Raw genomic sequence first — 15,221 nt, 5'->3', positions numbered from 1 at the left:
CATCGAGGTCCCGGGTGTGTGCGACACGTACCGCGGCGGCGGTCAGCCGGTCGATCGGTGCAAGCCCGGTCCGCGCCACGGTCCGCCCGACGAGGGCTCCGCCGACCACGCAGAGCAGCCCGATCAGCAGCATGCCCGCCCCGAACCGGTTGATCGGGCTGTCGTCGGCGACACCGGCCACCTGGACCGCGCCGTCACCCGCCCGCAGCGTGTAGATGACGTAGCCCTCGTCGTCGCTGTCCTTCGACTCCATCAGGTCGGCCGACACGCCTTGCGCCACTCGCCCGGCGTGCTCACTGACGGGAGGCAGCGCGGGTTGGCCGGCCGGCGTCCGGGTCGATCCGTCGGGCAGGATGACCCGCACCAGCCGACCGGATCCGGGATACGGCGGTAGCTGGAGCTGCGCCAGACCGGCGCGTTGCGCGTTCGCTGCCAGAACGCGGGAGTCGGCGCGGAGCTGATTCTCGGCGGTGTCCCGCAGTTCCCAGTCCAGTAGCTCGCTGGCCACTTGGAAGGCCAGGAACACGCTGACCGCGATGGCCGTCGCCGCGATCACCGTCAGCCTGGTCCGCAGGGACCTCCGGCGCCACCATCGGGTCAGCCGGCGCGGCCCCCGGCCGGCGGGCCCGCTCACGGAGGAGTCTCCCGCAACGTGTATCCCAGGCCGCGCAGCGTGTAGATCAATCGCGGCTCACCCTCGGCCTCCATCTTGCGGCGCAGGTAGCTCACGTACACCTGGAGGTTGTTGGCGGTGGCGCTCATGTCGAAGCCCCAGATCGCCTCGAACAGCGCGTCGTGGGTCAGGACCCGGGTCGCGTTGCGCACGAGGACCTGCAGGAGGGAGAACTCGGTCCGGGTCAGGCGCAGCGGCCGCCCGCCCCGCCACGCCTCGAACCTGTCGGGATCGAGCCGGACGTCGGCGAACGACAGGATCTGCGACTCCCCGTCGGTCGGCGCGCGCCGGCGCAGCAGGGCCCGCACCCGGGCCAGCAACTCCTCGGTGGCGAACGGCTTGGGCAGATAGTCGTCGGCGCCCGCGTCCAGCCCCGTGACCCGGTCGGAGACCTGGTCACGGGCGGTCAGCATCAGCACCGGCAGATCCCGACCCGCGGCCCGCAACCGCCGGCACGTCTCCAACCCACCGAGGCGGGGCATCATCACGTCGAGGATCAGCAGATCCAGCGTGTCACCGTCGCTCTTACCGACCCCGTCGAGTACGGCGAGACCGTTGGCGACGGTGCTGGTGTCGTAACCCTCCACCTGGAGCACCCGCTCCAGCGACTCACGGATGGCCGCTTCGTCATCCGCGATCATGATCCGCACGCCGGCCCGCCCCCTTCCAGTCGGTGTTTTTGCCGCTCATTCTCCCCGGTCAGCCTGAGGCCGGCCTTAGAACCCCGCACTCATCTGCCGGCGGCGCCTGCGCGTCGTGTCGAGCGACACCGGGCATACAACACCCGCCGAGATCGCCGCTACCGGCGCCGCAACGACATCGAGCGGACCTTCAACCGGATTCAGAAGACAAGCCGGCCTCAGTTTTCCACGGCACCGTCACCGCGGCCCACCGGTCGGTGCTGTGGGCCCTGATGAGAGTGTTGATGTGGGTGAGTGCGTCACTGACCGGCCGCGGGCCGAGTCGGCGTCCGTCACGCAGGCGCAGTGCGACGAGGTCGTCAGCCGCTTCCTTGGCGCCGATGACGGCTTGGCAGGGAACCAGGCGGGCCTCTCGGGTCGTCTGTCAGCGCGCCGGGACACTCTAAGGCGTCGTCGTCATGGCAGCGCGCTCCATGTCGCAGACGTTGGCAGGATGTACCGCGGTCCACACGGTCATTCCCCGTCTCGCTCGGACCGTCGCCCGCGCGGGGGCGGCCGTTCGGGCCCATGGTTCGGGACCGAACGGCCGCCGGAGGCGGTCACTTGTACCAGTCGATGGACCGCGCCTGCCGTACGGTGAGGCGGTGCGGCCGTTCGTGGCGGAGCAGCAGGCGGTGGAGGGTTCGCTTGACGTCCGCGGCCAGCCCCGGACTCGGGTGATCCACGTACACGTCGAGGTCGTAGCGGTGCTCGCCGTCCTGCGCGTACACCCGGCTCGTGGACCGGCGCACGCCCGGGATGGCCTCGGCGGCGGCGCGGACCGAGGGGAGCCAGACCTTCTCGCCCTCGACGACGACGGAGTCGGAGAGCCTGCCCCGCATGTAGTGGTATCCGTCCTCGTCGATGGTGAAGAGGTCTCCGGTGGCGATGGTCTGCGGCGCGACCAGCGGGCTGGTCCGGTCGTCGGGCACCCTGCGGCGGAGCACCGTACTGGACTCCACCAGGAGTTCCTGGGAGCCGTCGCCGAGGCCGGACGGCCGCAGCCGGGTACGGACCCCGTCCAGCGGGAGGCCGCTGGACGCATACCGGTGGCGTGGCTCGCGGTGGGCCGCCAGGGTGGTGACCCGGGGGCCGGCCTCGGTGAGGCCGTACGTGAGGTAGAGCTCGAGCCCGGTCCTGCAGGCCAGCAGCCGCTGCACGTGGTCCGGGGGCAGCCGGTCCCCGCCGACGGTCAGGGTGCGCAGTGTGCCCGGCAGGGTGGGGTCGTGTTCGAGGAACCGCGCGACCGCGGCCGGTGTCAGGGACGAGAGGGTGACCCGATGGGTGCGCAGCGCCTCGGCGTAGGTTCCCGGGGTGAACGGCGGCCCTGTGACGACGAGGCGTGAGCCGCGGACCAGCGCGGCGAGGGCCTGCGCCACGAGGGCGTACGAGTAGTGCAGCGGAAGGTTGACCAGCACCGTGTCGGACTCCCGCTGGCCGACGGCATCGGCGTGCCGCAGCGCGTTCTCCAGCAGCGAGTCGAAGGAGTGCAGGCACCCGCTGGCGATGCCGGAGGTACCCGAGGTCATCAGGATGATGTCGCCGCGCGCGTGGCGCCGTCGTTCGCTCCACGGCAGGAGCAGCAGGTCGGCGTCCCCGAACGGGAGCGGGGACGGTGCTCCGTAGCGCCGTGCGTCGGCCCTCGGCGTGATCAGGGCGCTCGCGCCGAGTCGGCGGGCCACTTCGGTGATGCGGGTGGAACTCGACGCCGGCGCCAGCGGGACGGGCACACCGCCGTGGAGGAGCACCGCGAAGAAGGCCGTCAGGAGGGATGTGCCGTTGGGCATGGCGAGCAGGACGGGCTCCCCCTCGACCAGGGGCGTACCCGCGAGGTCGTCGAGCGCGGCGGCCAGGGGCCGGAGCGGGCCGTGCCCGTGCACGTCCACCGTGCTGTCGAGGAACGCTTCGATCGCGTCCGCGTCCGGGAGGAGAGCTGCTTTCACGGTACTCACCTCCGGCCGGCCGCGACGCGGTCCGCGTCCCCGGCGCGCGTGTCGCCGACGGCGGGGGCCAGCACGGCACAGCGCACCGAGTGCCCCTTCTCCCCGTGCCTCTGGTGGGCGCAGAGCACCACGTAGGAGGCGGAGCCGGAGCGCAGCCAGGAACGGGCGACCGTGCGCGCGGCGGGCAGACCGTCCTCGGGCGTCATGGAGAACGTCAGGGACGAGCCCCTGAAGCCGTGCAGCAGGCAGAGCAGACTGCCCGCGCTGCCGGGGTTCGCGCCGGCGAAACGCAGCGGGGACACGCGCGGGGCGGGAAGCGAACGAGCCACCGCGTCCATGGTGTGCAGCGTGCAGTGCGCGCTCACCAGGATGACGGCGACGTCCTCGCGGGCGGCCCGGACGTCGGCGGCGCACTCCGCGAGCGCGGGCTCGACCGCGTCCGCCACCAGCCAGGCCAGCGGGTCGGCATAGAGGGACGGGACGCGGCTGCGCACAGCCGTCAGCTCCTCGCGGTAGGCGTCCCCGTGGCCCACCACGGCGACGTCCGCCGTGTCCGGCGGGCAGATGACGTACGGCTCGGAGGCCGGGAAGGTGTTCATGGTGTTCCCTCGAAGGCCAGACAGGTGTTGAAGCCGCCGAAGCCGAGCGTCACGCTCAGCCCGAGCCGGCCGGTGAACGCGGCGGGGCGGCTCTTCGGCACCGGCAGGGGGAAGTCGGGACGGAGCGTGCGCAGGCCGTGGACCGGAGGCACCGTGCCGTCGCGGAGGGCCAGGAGCACGGTGACGGCCTCGATCGCACCGGTCGCGCCGAGGGTGTGGCCGAACGCCCCCTTCGTGGCGAACACCGTGGGGCCGTCCGACGCCCGGCAGCCCCTCCCCGTCCCCTTCCCTGTCCCTGTCCCCGTGCCCGTGCCCGTGCCCGTCCGGAAGAGTCTGGTGTAACTGACGGATTCGACAGTGTCGTTCGCCGGGGTGCCGGAGCCGTGAGCGTTGACCACGCTCACGTCCGCCGGACCGCGCGCGGCGCCGCGCAGTGCCTTGCTGACGGCCCGTACGACGCTGTCACCGCTCGCGTCGGGAGCCGCGGGGCTCTCCGCGTCGTTGGCCGAGCCGGTGCCGACGAGGAAGCCGTGTGCACGGGCCCCGCGCGCGCGGGCCGACCGGCCGGACTCCAGGACGAGGAACGCGGCACCCTCCCCCAGGATCGTGCCGTCGTTGTCGGCGTCGAAGGCGCGGAGCGCGGTGGGCGACATGGTCCCGAGCGCCGAGTGCCCGAGTCTCTTGGCGGGGGTGAGGACGTCCGCTCCCCCGCAGACGCAGAGGTCCTCCGCGCCGCTGCGGATCAGCTCCGCGCCGACCAGGATGCTGTCGGAGCCGGATGAGCAGGCGGTCGTGACCGCGAGCGGGGCCCTGGCGGTGCCGAGTGCCCGTGCGGCGTCAGTGGCCCAGCGGTCGAGGGCCGGTACGTCCACGGTGTCCAGGTGCGGCCCGTAACTGGTGCCCAGCACGGGCAGGAGGCGCGCGTCGGTGGGATCGAGTCCGGCGTCGCGCACCGCGGCGGCCAGGGTGTCGCGGGTGAGGAGGTGCTGGCGCTCGGCGGGGGGCACGGACAGCGGAGGGTCGTGGACGACCGCGGCGGCGCTGTTGCGCAACCGGTGCTCGGAGGGCACCGCGTCGACACCGGTGCGGCCGTCGAGCAGGGCGTTCCAGACTTCGTCCAGGCCGCTTCCGAGCGCCGTCGTCCATCCCATGCCCGTGACCCACACGTCCGCGTCCTCCCCTGCCGGGGCGGGAGCCGGCGCCGGTCGCGGACGCGGGCCGGGCGTCACCACAGCTGCTCCCCCAGGTCCGCGATCCTGGACCGCACCAGCGTGCCCTTGAACGCCGCGACGGGGCGCTCGTCCACGGTCGCCTTGCAGGAGAAGCTGAACGTGTTGCCCTGGAGGCGATCGCTCCGCACCTCGAAGACCACGCGGTCGCCCGGGACCACGACGCGGGTGAAGCGCGCCCGCACCGAGCCGATCAGGGTGATCTCGTCGTCGCGGAGGCGGGAGGTGCTGAGCTGGTAGAGGATGATGCCCGACTGGGCGAACGCCTGGGTCAGATGGCTGGCGGGGTACACGGCGCGCTCCGGGAAGTGCCCCGCGATCACGTCCATGGTGCCGGAGACGGACAGGGTGCTCCGGAGCCGGACGCCGGGTTCGTAGTCGAGGATCCGGTCCAGGTACACCATCGGGTGGCGGTGGCGGAGCCAGCTCTTGAGCTCCGTGAAGCCCATGGTCCGCTTCGTCGCCGGCTCTGTCGTCCGGTCGGAATCAACGCTGTGCACGGACACTGCACTCCTTCAGTGTGGTCCTGACGTTTTCGGGGAGCAGGGAGGGTGCTCCGGTCCGGAGGTCCACCGCGCCGAGCAGCAGGCTGCCGGTCGCGCACCGCGTCGCGTCGTCGGGGTCCTCCCGGGAGATCTCCCCGGAGACCTGCACGCGCGCGGGCCCGACCCGTTCGACACGAGCCGTGACGCGGACGCGGTCCAGGAAGCGGACGGGTGCGTGGTAGTGCATGCGCAGTTCCACGACGGCCAGTTCGAGGTTGGCGCGGGCCAGGGCGCCGAGCCCGGCACCGAGGCGGTCCAGATTCTCCAGTACGGCGGTCTCCAGCCAGGAGGCGTACCGGGAGAAGTGGACGACGCCGGATGCGTCGGTGTCGACGTGCTCCACGCGTCGGCGGACCTCCGTCCACTCCCTGGGCACGGGTGCTGCCGGTACGGGGTGCGCGGCGGTCATGCGGGCGTCTCGAGGAAGCGGCGGGAACCGGCCGAGAGGCGCTCCACGATCGCGTCCGCGTCCGCGGTGGTGGCGATGAGGGGCGGGGCGACACGCATGGTCGGGAAGACGTAGCGGAGGTTCCCCGAACGCCGCCCCGCACCGCCCATGAACTCGACGAACACACCGCTGCGGATCATGGTTTCGCGGAACTCGCCCAGCCGGTCGGCCGCGCGTCGTGTCAGTTCGACACCGTGCATGACGCCGGCCCCCCGGCTCTCCGTGTACAAGTCCGGGTAGGCGGTGACGAGTTCCTCGTCCAGCCGCTTGGCCAGGTGCTCGCCCAGCTCCCGCGACTTCTCCAGCATCCCCTCGGCCTGGATGTGTTCGAGGCCCGCCCGGATCACGGCGCAGGTGAGGGGGCGGAGGTCGGAGGTGGAGATGGCGCCGGTGGCCCGTACGGTCAGGTCGCGGCGGGCGATGACCATGGACGTGGACAACGCGCCCATGCCGAGGCTCTTGCCCACCACGGTCACGTCGGTCGGGATCGGCCCCTGCTCGTCGGACATGGCGAAGAACTGGCCGGTCTTGGCGAAGGTGAGGACCTCGTCCGCCACGAGGAGCGCCCCGCTGTCGGTGCACAGCCGGGCGACCTCGCGCAGATAGCCGGCGGGCGGCACGATGATCCCGGCGTCGCCCTGGACGGCTTCGATCACCACCGCGAGGACGCGGTCGCCGTGACGTGCGAAGAAGTCGCGGGCCGCGTCGACCTGTCCGAACGGGATGTGCTGGACGGTGAAGCCGTACGGTTCGGCGGCCACGGAGGGCAGTCCCACCCGGTAGTGCCTCTTGTTCAGCAGGGGGAGCACGCCACCGGTCCAGCCGTGCCACGCCCCTTCGAAGGCGAGGACGATGTCCCGTTGCCCCCGCCCCTGCGCCGGCCGCAGGCGGCGGTGGTCGAAGCGGTGCTCCAGCGCCAGCCGCAGCGCCAGCTCCATCCCCTCCGACCCGGAGTTGCGGCCGGCGACGTGGTACGCGTCGGCGGGGAACCGCTCGGCCCACAACCCGTCCTCGCCGAAGAGGAATTCGAGGAGTCGCGCACGTTCCCACGAGTGGATCTCGTCGGTGACGTAGCCCGCCTGCTCGACGGCGCGGGTGAGGGCCGCGCTCACCACCGGCGAGCCGGCTCCCAGACACGCGCTGGCGTAGCCGCCGCTCGCGTCGAGGACGTCCAGCTCCCGCCCCCGGTCGGCACCGCTCAGTTCCACGAAGCGGTGGGTCAGCCCCTTGGCGCCGAGGCTGCCGAACGGCAGCCGCGCTCCGTACTGGTCCATGTGCATCGTGCGGTCGAACCAGGACTCGGTCGTTCCGCTGCGGTTCTCGTGAGTCATCTCAGGCAGCTCGATTCGCGGGAGGTACTGTGCGGACGCCATGGGCTCAGGCCGTCTCGAGCCGGGACCGGCGCAGACGGTGGATCAGTTCGGCGACGGACCGGATACTGGCGAAGTGCTCGGGGGTGAAGTCGGCCTCGGAGATCTCGACGCCGAACTTCTGCTCGCAGGCGACGCGCAGTTCGAGGAAGCCGAGCGAGTCGAGTGCGAGTACGTCCCGCAGGCCGTCGTCGACTCCGATCTCGGACTCGGGGATCTCGCAGAACAGGTCGTTCACGACGATCGACCTGATGGCAGCCTCTGTCTCGTTCATCGTGCATTCCCTTCGTCGGTCACACATAGGGCCCTTGGACGGTCAGGGCGCGTTCGGCCTCGGTGAGGCGTTCGTGGACCTGGTCGGCGTGGGTGCCCGTCGCGATCACCCACCCGGCCCGGCCGAAGTAGTCGTCGGGCGGGGGCTCCACCACGGAGCCCCGCTCGGGGAGTTCACCCACCTCGTGGAGCCATGGCTGAGCCCTCAGCTCCGGCGCCTCGGCCAGTCCTTCGAAGCGCTGTCGGCGGGCGGGGTAGAGGAATTTGATGCCGGCGGCACGGTTCGGCACGGGTTCGGCGCGCAGCGGGCGCCCGAGGGCCGCGTCCGCCAGCAGGCCGCCGACGCTCAGTCCGGTGCCGAGGTGGGCGATCACGGAGGCCAGGTCCCCGGCGGGGCGTCCGTTGATCTCCATGACGCGGGGGCCGTCGGGCGTCAGCACGACGTCCAGGTTGGCGATCGTACGGTCGATGCCCGCGGCCAGGACGACGTCCCGGGCCAGGGCGAGGCCGGCGGCGTACTCCGCGTCCGGCAGCGCGCCCTCCCCCATGATGTGCCCGGTGTCGATCGGGTACGGGTCGTTCGCCATGTACTTGCGGCCGGAGTAGACGACCTCGGCCGTTCCCCCGCTGCTCCAGACGTCGACCAGGAACTCGGTTCCCGTCACGTACTCCTCGACCAGGAAGCCGTCGCTGGCCAGCCCCATCGTGTCGACGCCCGACGCCAGTTCGAAGAACCGGGTGAAGTCCGCCGGGCCGGTGACGCGTCCGACGCCGAGGCTCCCGGACAGGCCTCGCGGCTTGACGACCACGGGGTAGCCGATCTCGGCGGCTGCCCGCAGCCCCTCCTGGACGTCGTGCACGAGGACGGAGGCGGTGGGTGAGACGCCCGTACGGTTGAGCAGCTCGCGCTGCCGGTGCTTGTCCCTGCTGAGCCGCGCCGCCTCGACGGGCAGGCCGGGCAGACCGAGCGCCTCGGCGAGTTCGGCCGCCAGGATGATCTCCGACTCGCTGTAGGAGACGACGGCTCGCACGTCGTGGTCCCGGCAGAGGCGGCGGGCCTGCTCCACGGGGAAGGGTGTTTCCCGGGGGTCGTACTCCTGCGCGCCCTGGATCCAGGGTTTCTGCCAGGTCGGTGCCGCGGTGTCGAGGAGGACCACGCCGGCGGCGGCGGCCAGGTGGGACAGCAGGTGCCCTTGGCGCAGGTGGGTGCCGGAGCCGACCAGGAGGAGGGTGGACGACGTCGCTGGTGCTGGGGAGGGGGGCGGCTTCACTACGCGAACTCCTTGCTGGGGGAGGGAGGGTGCCCGGTCGTCTCCACGGTGGGATGTGCCTCGACGACGTCCCGAGGGGCCGGGGGTCCCTCACAGGAGGAGGGATGCGGGGCGACGGGGTGGGGGGCGGGCCGGGAGGACGGATACCGTCGCCATGGCCGGTACGGCCTGATCGGTCCGTGCCCGGTCCAGTGCCGGAAGTCTCCGTCACGCTCCTTGCGGCTGCCTTGTCCACGGACTTGTCCGACTCCTTGCGGGCTTCTTGTGGGGGCTTTGTCCTCGTATCGGTCGTCCTTCGGTGAGTCGGATGCCGGCCGGGCGGCCGCAGCAGTCCGGAAAGAGGCCGGACAAGGCGGGGACAAGCCGACGGACGAGACGATCACAAGACGCGTCGTGGAGAGTTCAGGAATTGCGCGCGTCGCCGTGCGGCGTGGAAGCGAAGGGAGGAGGGGGTCTGGTGCCGACTCCCCTTCCGGCGCCGTCCGGCACGCGCGTGACCTGCCCGGCCACCCCCCAGAGCGTTGAGCGCCGCACGAAGGAGCGAAGGCATGAACACGGTCAGCAGATTCCCTCACGTGCTCGTCCTCGGTGGAGACGCGCCTCCCGACCGGTGCCGAGGGGCGGACCCCACGCAGCCGCGGCGCACCGGTGGGGACCCCGGGAGACCTCATGCCGGAACGGACTCCCGCTCCCGTGTCGACCTCTGAGGAGCGTGAGTCATGACCCGCGACGTGCGCTTCGAGATACTCGGTCCGCCCCGGCTCGTCTTCGACGGCCGCCCGCACGCGATCCGCTCGCGGAACCTGTCGGTGATCCTGACCACCCTGCTCGTGCGGAGCGGCCGCGTGGTCAGCGTCGAGGAGTTGATCGGTGAGGTGTGGCACCAGCCGCCGCGGCGGGCACGGGACGCCATCTACGTCTACATCTCCAAGCTGAGGGACCGGATCGGGAACGAGGCCGTCGACAGCCAGTTCCCCGGCTACAGCATGCTGGTCCGCGGGCAGCAGCTGGACGTGCAGCTGTTCGGCCGGTACCGGGCCGACGGCCACCTCAAGCTGGCCGACGGTGACCACGAAGGGGCGGCGAGGGCATGGCGCAAGGCCCTGGCCCTGCACCGGGGCAGCCTGGCGGGGGGCGTGTACTCGGGACCGATCCTCAGCTCGTTCGACTCCTGGCTGCAGCAGTCGCGCACCGAGTGCGTGGAGCTCACCGCGTGGGCGCAGCTCAGCGCCGGCCAGTACCACGAGGCGATCGGTTTTCTCACGCAGCAGGTGCCGCGGAACCCGCTCAACGAGATCCTGCACCAGCAGCTGATGCTGGCGTTCCTCCTGTCCCGCCACCGGGCCCAGGCGCTGCGGGTGTTCGGCAGCGCCTGCCGGACGCTCTCGGACAGGCTCGGTGTGGAGCCCGGTGGCGACCTGATGAAGGTGCACGACATCGTGCGGTCCGACGACATCGGCCGTGCCAAACGGGCCGTCTCCAGCGCCGTCGCCACGCGCGTCAGTTCGCACCGGTCGCCGGTGGGGACCTGACACCGGACGTGCGGGGATGACTCCCCGTACCGTTCGCCGCGGCCACCGCGGCGAACGGTACGGGGCCGGCCGCTGCGGCCGGGCGAGCGCCGCGGACGTCATCGGGCCGCCCGCGCGTGCTGGTGATCGCCCGCCGGCACCGGCACACGGGCCGCCGCGGCCTCGGCCACCATGTCCAGCGCCTGCTCCGGTGTCCGCGCGAGGCGGAGGATGCCGGTGTCGCGTACGAAGCCCCGTCTGCCCAGCCGCTCCACGTGGTCGAGCAGGGGCCACCAGTCGTCGTCCACGTCCAGGAGCACGAGCGGGCCGACGTCCTGCCCGAGTGCGGCCATGGACACCACTTCGAGCACCTCGTCCAGCGTGCCGTAGCCGCCCGGGAGCGCGACGAAGGCGTCCGCGCGGTCGATCATGACGCGTTTGCGTTCCAGGAGGTCCTTCGTGAGCACGATCTGCTGCGGCGGCAGGTGGTCGCCCATCTCCTTGGCACGCAGGAACTCCGGAATGACCCCGAGGATCGGCGCGCCACCGCCGGCCGCGCCGCGCGCCACCGCGCCCATCAGGCCGACCCCGCCCGCCCCGTAGACCAGCCGGTGGCCGCGGGCGGCCAGGCCGGCGCCGAGCGCCGTGGCAGTGTCGACGTAACGCTCCGAGGGCCCCGCGGAGAAGCCGCAGAAGACTCCGAGTGCCAAAGGGTTCTCACAGGTATCCATAGCTGAGCCAGCCTCCGTCGACGACTAGGGTCTGGCCGTTCACGTAGTCGGCTGCGGGTGAGGCCAGGAACAGGACGGGTCCCACGATGTCGGCCGGCCGGCCGCGCCTGCCGGAGGGGATGCGTCCGACGATGGCGTCCTCGTCGAGCGCGGCCGGATGCGGGGTCTCGATGCGGATCATTCCGGGGGCGACCGCGTTGACGTTGACGTTGCGCGCTGCCCACTCCACGCCCAGGCTGCGGGTCAGCTGGAGCACGCCGCCCTTGCTCGCGGCGTACAGCGCCCGTTCCGGGAACGCGGTGTAGGAGAGCAGCGAGCAGAAGTTGACGATCTTGCCGTGACCTTGGTCGAGCAGGTGCCTGCCGAAGACCTTGCAGGCCAGGAACGTGCCCATGACGTTGGTCTCGAGCAGGGCCCGCGCGGACTGTGCCGGGAAGCCGGCGGTGGGACCGAGGTCGAAGACGCCCGCGGCGTTGACGAGGACGTCCACGCCGCCGAACCCTCCGACCACGCGCTCGGCCGCCTCGCACAACGCCGCCTCGTCCGCGACGTCCACGGCCAGGGCCATGCTCTCGCAGCCGAGTTCCTCGATCTCGCCCGCCACCGACTCCACCTGGGAGCCGGTACGGGCCAGCACCGCCACGCTCGCGCCTTGCGCCGCGAAGCCGAGGGCGACCGCACGCCCGATGCCCCGGCCGCCGCCGGTGACCACGACCCGCATCAGCGGGCCCGGAACTCGCCGAACCAGTGCAGCTGGTCCGGCTTGGTGCGGGTGGGCACGTTGCGGTACACGTACAGCGCCACGCACTCGAACCGGTCGGCGGTGAAGGTGCTGAGGATGTCCTCGCTGGTGATGCGGCGCGGGCCGGTGCCCGGCACCATCTTGTCGGAGAAGGAGTTCAGCAGGAACAGGCCGCCGGGCTTGAGCAGGCGGTGCACCTCGTCCGCGTAGCGCGACCTGGCGTCGTCACGCATGTTGTGGAACACGAACGAGTCGTTGACGACGTCGGCCGAGGAGTCCGGCAGCGGGACGTCGAGCACGTCGCCCTGGATGAACTCGACGTCGGCTCCCGCCAGTTCGGCCCAGCGGCCGGCTCGTGCGACGGCGTCCGGGGACAGGTCGACGCCGGTGACGTCCAGGCCCTGCACGGACAGGAAGACGGCGTCGACACCGGGGCCGCTACCGAGGTCGATCAGGCGCTGCCCCGGCTTGAGCGTGCCGTCGATCACCCGCTTGATCAGCTCCAGGCCCGGGGAGGCGTTGAACCAGGAGAGGTTGGCCAGGGGTTCGTCGGCGTAGGCGGAGGAGAACGTGTCGGTCCAGCTCTGTGTGAAGGCAGTCATCGGGTGACCTCCTGGGTCGGGCGGCTGGGCGCAGCCGCGGCGTCCTCGGTGACGAGGCGGACGTAGCCGGGTACGACCGGGACCCGGTCGTCCGGCAGAGTGAGGACGATGCGGTCCTCGGAGCGGGACGTGACCGCGAATCCCGCGAACCGGTAGGTGACGAGCATCTGCCGGTTCCGGTCGGTGGGCCGGAAGTGGGCCACGGTGCGGGCGCCGTGCGCCGCGGCGGTGCGGGCGAGCGCCGCGATGAGCGCGGTGCCGACGTTGCGGCCCATGACCCGGCAGGACATCAGCAGCAGCCGGATCGTCCACTCGGGGCCGGTGGACAGCACCGCCAGCCCGATGGTGCCGTACGTGCCGAAGCGGTCGTCGAGTTCGGCGACCATCACCCGGTGGCCCGGGTCCTGGACCAGCTCGGCCAGTTCGTCCCGGTCGTAGGTGATGCCGGTGGTGTTGAGCTGATGGGTGCGCCGGGTCAGCTCCGCCGCGCGGTCCAGGTCGTCCTCGGTCGCGTCGCGCACCCGCAACGTCATCTCCAGTGAGGACAGGAACTCCTCGGGCGGGCCCTGGAACGCCTCCTGGTGCCCGCGGCGGCGGTCCTCGGCCTGGTACATCTCCCGGCGGCGGGCGGCGTCGGCGGTCACCCGACGCGGCAGGACCCGGCCGCCGGCGACCAGTTCGTGCAGCTCCTCCCGTGTCACGCAGCGGACTTCGGGCAGTGCCGCGGCCACCTCGGCGCGTTCGAACTCCGAGTCGTCGACGAACAGCACGCTGTCGGCGCCGATGTTGAGGACCTCCAGCAGCGTGCGCAGCGCGACCGACTTGGCGGACCAGCCGAGCTGCGGGTGCAGGAAGTACCGGTCGAGCCCGAAGCCGCGGAGCTGCTCCCCGGCGGGGCCGGGCTCGTTGCGGCTGGCGACGGACTGGAGGATGCCGTGCTCGTCCAGGACGCGTACGAGGGTGCGGTTGGCCTCGGGGACACGGAGTTCGTCGCCCTCCAGGAGCGTGCCGTCCCACAGGGTGTCGTCCAGGTCCCAGACCACGCACTTGACGGTGTTCTCGGCCGGGGCCGGGGTCATCGCTGCTCCACCTTCCTGCTCGGGTCGCCCCAGCCGTGCGCGGGTGTGCGGGGACGGGGGGAGCCGGGTGCGGCTTCCGTGGCGGCGGGGCGCTGCGGAAGCCCTCCGAGTCGTCGGGCACCGGCACGGGGGTGCCCTGCATCCATCGGGGCGCCCGGGTCGCGCAGCAGCGCGGCGGCCACGACGTCCTGGAGCACCTCGGTGGGCCCCTCGATCACCTCGTGCACCCGGGCCGCGGTGACCAGCCGGGCCAGCGGGTGGTCCTCGGTCTGGCCCTCGGCGCCCAGCAGACGCGAGGCGGCGGCGGTCGCGCTGCCGGCCGCCCGGGAGGCCAGCAGCTTGGCGCCGGCGGCGGTGACCGCCGCCGTCGGGGCACGGTCCTCGACCTCCCGCGCCGCCGACCGCACGTAGTGGGACGCGGACTCGGTGGCGAGGGCGGCGTCGGCGAGCAGTCCGCGCACCAGCTGGTGGTCGCCGAGCCGGCGTCCCCCGGTGGTCCGGGTGGCCACGTGACCGACGGCCAGGTCGAGGGCGGCCCGTGCGATGCCCACCGCACCCGCCGCCACGCACAGCCGGCCCAGGGTCAGGCACGATGTGGCGACGAACGGGATGCCGGTGCCCGGCCGCCCCACCGCCCGGGCCGCGGGGGCGGTCGCGCCGTCGAAGGTGACCCGGGCCAGCTGCGCGGCCCGCAGGCCCGCGGTGAGGGGTTCGGGATCGACCCGCACCGCGCTGCCCGCGTCCACCAGCGCGCAGCTGTCCAGGCCCCCGGTACGCCCGAAGACGAGGTAGGCGTCGGCGATCCGGCCGAAGGACAGCCAGCGCTTCTCCCCGGTGACGCGCAAGGTGTCGCCGTCCCGGTCGATGGTGGTGGCCAGCGCCCCGGCGTCGGCTCCGCCGCTGGCCTCGGTGAGGGCGAAGGCGGCGAGGACCCGTCCGGCGGCCAGCTCGGGCAGGAGAGCGTCGCGGGTCTCCCCCACCGCCCAGCGGTGCAGGGCGTGGCAGACCATGGTGTGGACCACCAACAGGCTGTGCAGGCTGGGCGAGGCGGCGGCCACCAGCCGGTGCACCTCGGTGACGTCCACCAGCGGGAGGTCACTTCCGTGGTGGGCGGTGCCGATGGTCATGCCGAGCAGTCCGTGTCCGGCCAAGCGCTCGACGTCCTCGCGGGGAACGGCCCCCGCCTGTTCCCAGGCCGTGGCCCGGTCGGCGAACCACCCGTCCCGCAGCGCTTCGAGGACCGCTTCGGGCGTGCCGGCGGTCACGCGGCCACCCGCCGGGTGATCAGGTCGGCCAGTCCCTGCACGGAGTCGAAGTTGGACAGTTCCAGGTCCTCGTGGCCCACCTCGACCTGGAAGGTGCGCTCGACGAAGTCGACCATCTGGACCGCGGCGAGGGAGTCGAGCACGCCCCCGGAGATCAGCGGCCGGTCGTCCTCGATGTCCGGGCGGCCGCTGAGCCGGGCGATGAACTCGCGCACCACGGAGGTGATCTCGTCGTTTGCGGGCGTGTTCCGAACAGTCAT

16 protein-coding genes and 2 pseudogenes are annotated in these 15,221 nt (G+C 72.2%); 1 reads left to right on the top strand and 17 read right to left on the bottom strand.

All coding sequences use genetic code 11. The annotated features are described in order from the left end of the window. The 11 genes and pseudogenes from IE118_RS33060 to IE118_RS33015 all read right to left on the bottom strand — a co-directional run. Positions 1 to 634 (bottom strand): annotated as a pseudogene (locus tag IE118_RS33060) (HAMP domain-containing histidine kinase); the annotation flags it as partial. Beyond that, a complete protein-coding gene (locus IE118_RS33055; protein ID WP_306430410.1) occupies positions 631 to 1,323 on the bottom strand; it encodes a response regulator transcription factor in 693 nt (230 codons plus the stop codon). The pseudogene IE118_RS33060 and the gene IE118_RS33055, both read right to left, overlap by 4 nt. Before the next feature lie 181 nt (positions 1,324 to 1,504). Further along, a pseudogene (locus IE118_RS34325) lies at positions 1,505 to 1,729 on the bottom strand (hypothetical protein); the annotation flags it as partial. A 184-nt stretch (positions 1,730 to 1,913) separates the two neighbouring features. Beyond that, positions 1,914 to 3,296, bottom strand: a complete 1,383-nt coding sequence (gene amcH / locus IE118_RS33050) for an adenylate-forming 2-oxoglutaryl-ACP ligase AmcH (RefSeq protein WP_189561795.1) — start codon at positions 3,294 to 3,296, stop codon at positions 1,914 to 1,916. A 5-nt stretch (positions 3,297 to 3,301) separates the two neighbouring features. Beyond that, positions 3,302 to 3,895 carry a cispentacin moiety biosynthesis protein AmcG gene (amcG, locus tag IE118_RS33045; protein WP_189561794.1) on the bottom strand — a complete coding sequence of 198 codons (594 nt, stop codon included), beginning with the start codon at positions 3,893 to 3,895 and terminating at the stop codon, positions 3,302 to 3,304. Then, positions 3,892 to 5,061, bottom strand: coding sequence for a cispentacin biosynthesis acyltransferase subunit AmcF (gene amcF / locus IE118_RS33040; protein WP_268248992.1), 1,170 nt, complete (start codon positions 5,059 to 5,061; stop codon positions 3,892 to 3,894). The genes amcG and amcF overlap by 4 nt, the downstream gene beginning before the upstream one ends. A 59-nt stretch (positions 5,062 to 5,120) precedes the next feature. Beyond that, on the bottom strand, positions 5,121 to 5,624 hold the full coding sequence (gene amcE, locus IE118_RS33035; RefSeq protein ID WP_229847072.1) for a cispentacin biosynthesis cyclizing decarboxylase AmcE: 504 nt from the start codon (positions 5,622 to 5,624) through the stop codon (positions 5,121 to 5,123). Further along, positions 5,611 to 6,078, bottom strand: coding sequence for an acyl-CoA thioesterase (locus IE118_RS33030; protein WP_189561792.1), 468 nt, complete (start codon positions 6,076 to 6,078; stop codon positions 5,611 to 5,613). Before IE118_RS33030 ends, amcE begins: the two co-directional genes overlap by 14 nt. After that, positions 6,075 to 7,448 carry an amipurimycin biosynthesis protein AmcC gene (gene amcC, locus IE118_RS33025; protein WP_189561791.1) on the bottom strand — a complete coding sequence of 458 codons (1,374 nt, stop codon included), beginning with the start codon at positions 7,446 to 7,448 and terminating at the stop codon, positions 6,075 to 6,077. The genes IE118_RS33030 and amcC overlap by 4 nt, the downstream gene beginning before the upstream one ends. A gap of 46 nt (positions 7,449 to 7,494) precedes the next feature. Beyond that, positions 7,495 to 7,761 (bottom strand): cispentacin biosynthesis acyl carrier protein AmcB, encoded by a 267-nt coding sequence (gene amcB / locus IE118_RS33020; RefSeq protein WP_189561790.1) that lies wholly within the window; start codon positions 7,759 to 7,761, stop codon positions 7,495 to 7,497. 19 nt (positions 7,762 to 7,780) lie between these two features. Then, positions 7,781 to 9,031: an ATP-grasp domain-containing protein gene (locus IE118_RS33015; protein WP_189561789.1), complete on the bottom strand. Its 1,251-nt coding sequence runs from the start codon at positions 9,029 to 9,031 to the stop codon at positions 7,781 to 7,783. Positions 9,032 to 9,750: 719 nt separating this feature from the next. Here IE118_RS33015 and IE118_RS33010 point away from each other — a divergent pair. Beyond that, positions 9,751 to 10,563: an AfsR/SARP family transcriptional regulator gene (locus IE118_RS33010; RefSeq protein WP_189561788.1), complete on the top strand. Its 813-nt coding sequence runs from the start codon at positions 9,751 to 9,753 to the stop codon at positions 10,561 to 10,563. Positions 10,564 to 10,661: 98 nt separating this feature from the next. Here IE118_RS33010 and IE118_RS33005 read toward each other — a convergent pair whose 3' ends face one another. From IE118_RS33005 to IE118_RS32980, 6 genes are read right to left on the bottom strand one after another with little or no spacing between them, the layout of a single operon-like run. After that, positions 10,662 to 11,252, bottom strand: coding sequence for an LOG family protein (locus tag IE118_RS33005; RefSeq protein ID WP_189561787.1), 591 nt, complete (start codon positions 11,250 to 11,252; stop codon positions 10,662 to 10,664). Positions 11,253 to 11,259: 7 nt separating this feature from the next. Continuing rightward, complete coding sequence (locus tag IE118_RS33000) at positions 11,260 to 11,994, bottom strand: SDR family NAD(P)-dependent oxidoreductase (protein ID WP_189561786.1); 735 nt, start codon at positions 11,992 to 11,994, stop codon at positions 11,260 to 11,262. Then, positions 11,994 to 12,617, bottom strand: a complete 624-nt coding sequence (locus tag IE118_RS32995) for a class I SAM-dependent methyltransferase (RefSeq protein WP_189561785.1) — start codon at positions 12,615 to 12,617, stop codon at positions 11,994 to 11,996. Before IE118_RS32995 ends, IE118_RS33000 begins: the two co-directional genes overlap by 1 nt. Beyond that, positions 12,614 to 13,696, bottom strand: a complete 1,083-nt coding sequence (locus tag IE118_RS32990; RefSeq protein WP_189561784.1) for an HAD-IIIC family phosphatase — start codon at positions 13,694 to 13,696, stop codon at positions 12,614 to 12,616. Before IE118_RS32990 ends, IE118_RS32995 begins: the two co-directional genes overlap by 4 nt. Continuing rightward, on the bottom strand, positions 13,693 to 14,961 hold the full coding sequence (locus tag IE118_RS32985) for an acyl-CoA dehydrogenase family protein (RefSeq protein WP_189561783.1): 1,269 nt from the start codon (positions 14,959 to 14,961) through the stop codon (positions 13,693 to 13,695). The genes IE118_RS32990 and IE118_RS32985 overlap by 4 nt, the downstream gene beginning before the upstream one ends. Continuing rightward, positions 14,958 to 15,221, bottom strand: coding sequence for an acyl carrier protein (locus tag IE118_RS32980; RefSeq protein ID WP_189561782.1), 264 nt, complete (start codon positions 15,219 to 15,221; stop codon positions 14,958 to 14,960). Before IE118_RS32980 ends, IE118_RS32985 begins: the two co-directional genes overlap by 4 nt.

Source organism: Streptomyces pilosus, assembly GCF_014649835.1.
Taxonomy (GTDB): Bacteria; Actinomycetota; Actinomycetes; order Streptomycetales; family Streptomycetaceae; genus Streptomyces; species Streptomyces pilosus.
Note: the sequence above shows the minus strand (reverse complement) of the source record. Positions and strands in the feature narration are given on the sequence as shown.

Excerpts from the sequence above, each read along its gene's own strand:
- amcG (WP_189561794.1), bottom strand. The coding sequence starts at position 3,895 with ATGAACACCTTCCCGGCCTCCGAGCCGTACGTCATCTGCCCGCCGGAC.
- IE118_RS33030 (WP_189561792.1), bottom strand. The coding sequence starts at position 6,078 with ATGACCGCCGCGCACCCCGTACCGGCAGCACCCGTGCCCAGGGAGTGG.
- amcC (WP_189561791.1), bottom strand. The coding sequence starts at position 7,448 with ATGACTCACGAGAACCGCAGCGGAACGACCGAGTCCTGGTTCGACCGC.
- amcB (WP_189561790.1), bottom strand. The coding sequence starts at position 7,761 with ATGAACGAGACAGAGGCTGCCATCAGGTCGATCGTCGTGAACGACCTG.
- IE118_RS33010 (WP_189561788.1), top strand. The coding sequence starts at position 9,751 with ATGACCCGCGACGTGCGCTTCGAGATACTCGGTCCGCCCCGGCTCGTC.
- IE118_RS33000 (WP_189561786.1), bottom strand. The coding sequence starts at position 11,994 with ATGCGGGTCGTGGTCACCGGCGGCGGCCGGGGCATCGGGCGTGCGGTC.
- IE118_RS32995 (WP_189561785.1), bottom strand. The coding sequence starts at position 12,617 with ATGACTGCCTTCACACAGAGCTGGACCGACACGTTCTCCTCCGCCTAC.
- IE118_RS32990 (WP_189561784.1), bottom strand. The coding sequence starts at position 13,696 with ATGACCCCGGCCCCGGCCGAGAACACCGTCAAGTGCGTGGTCTGGGAC.
- IE118_RS32980 (WP_189561782.1), bottom strand. The coding sequence starts at position 15,221 with ATGACTGTTCGGAACACGCCCGCAAACGACGAGATCACCTCCGTGGTG.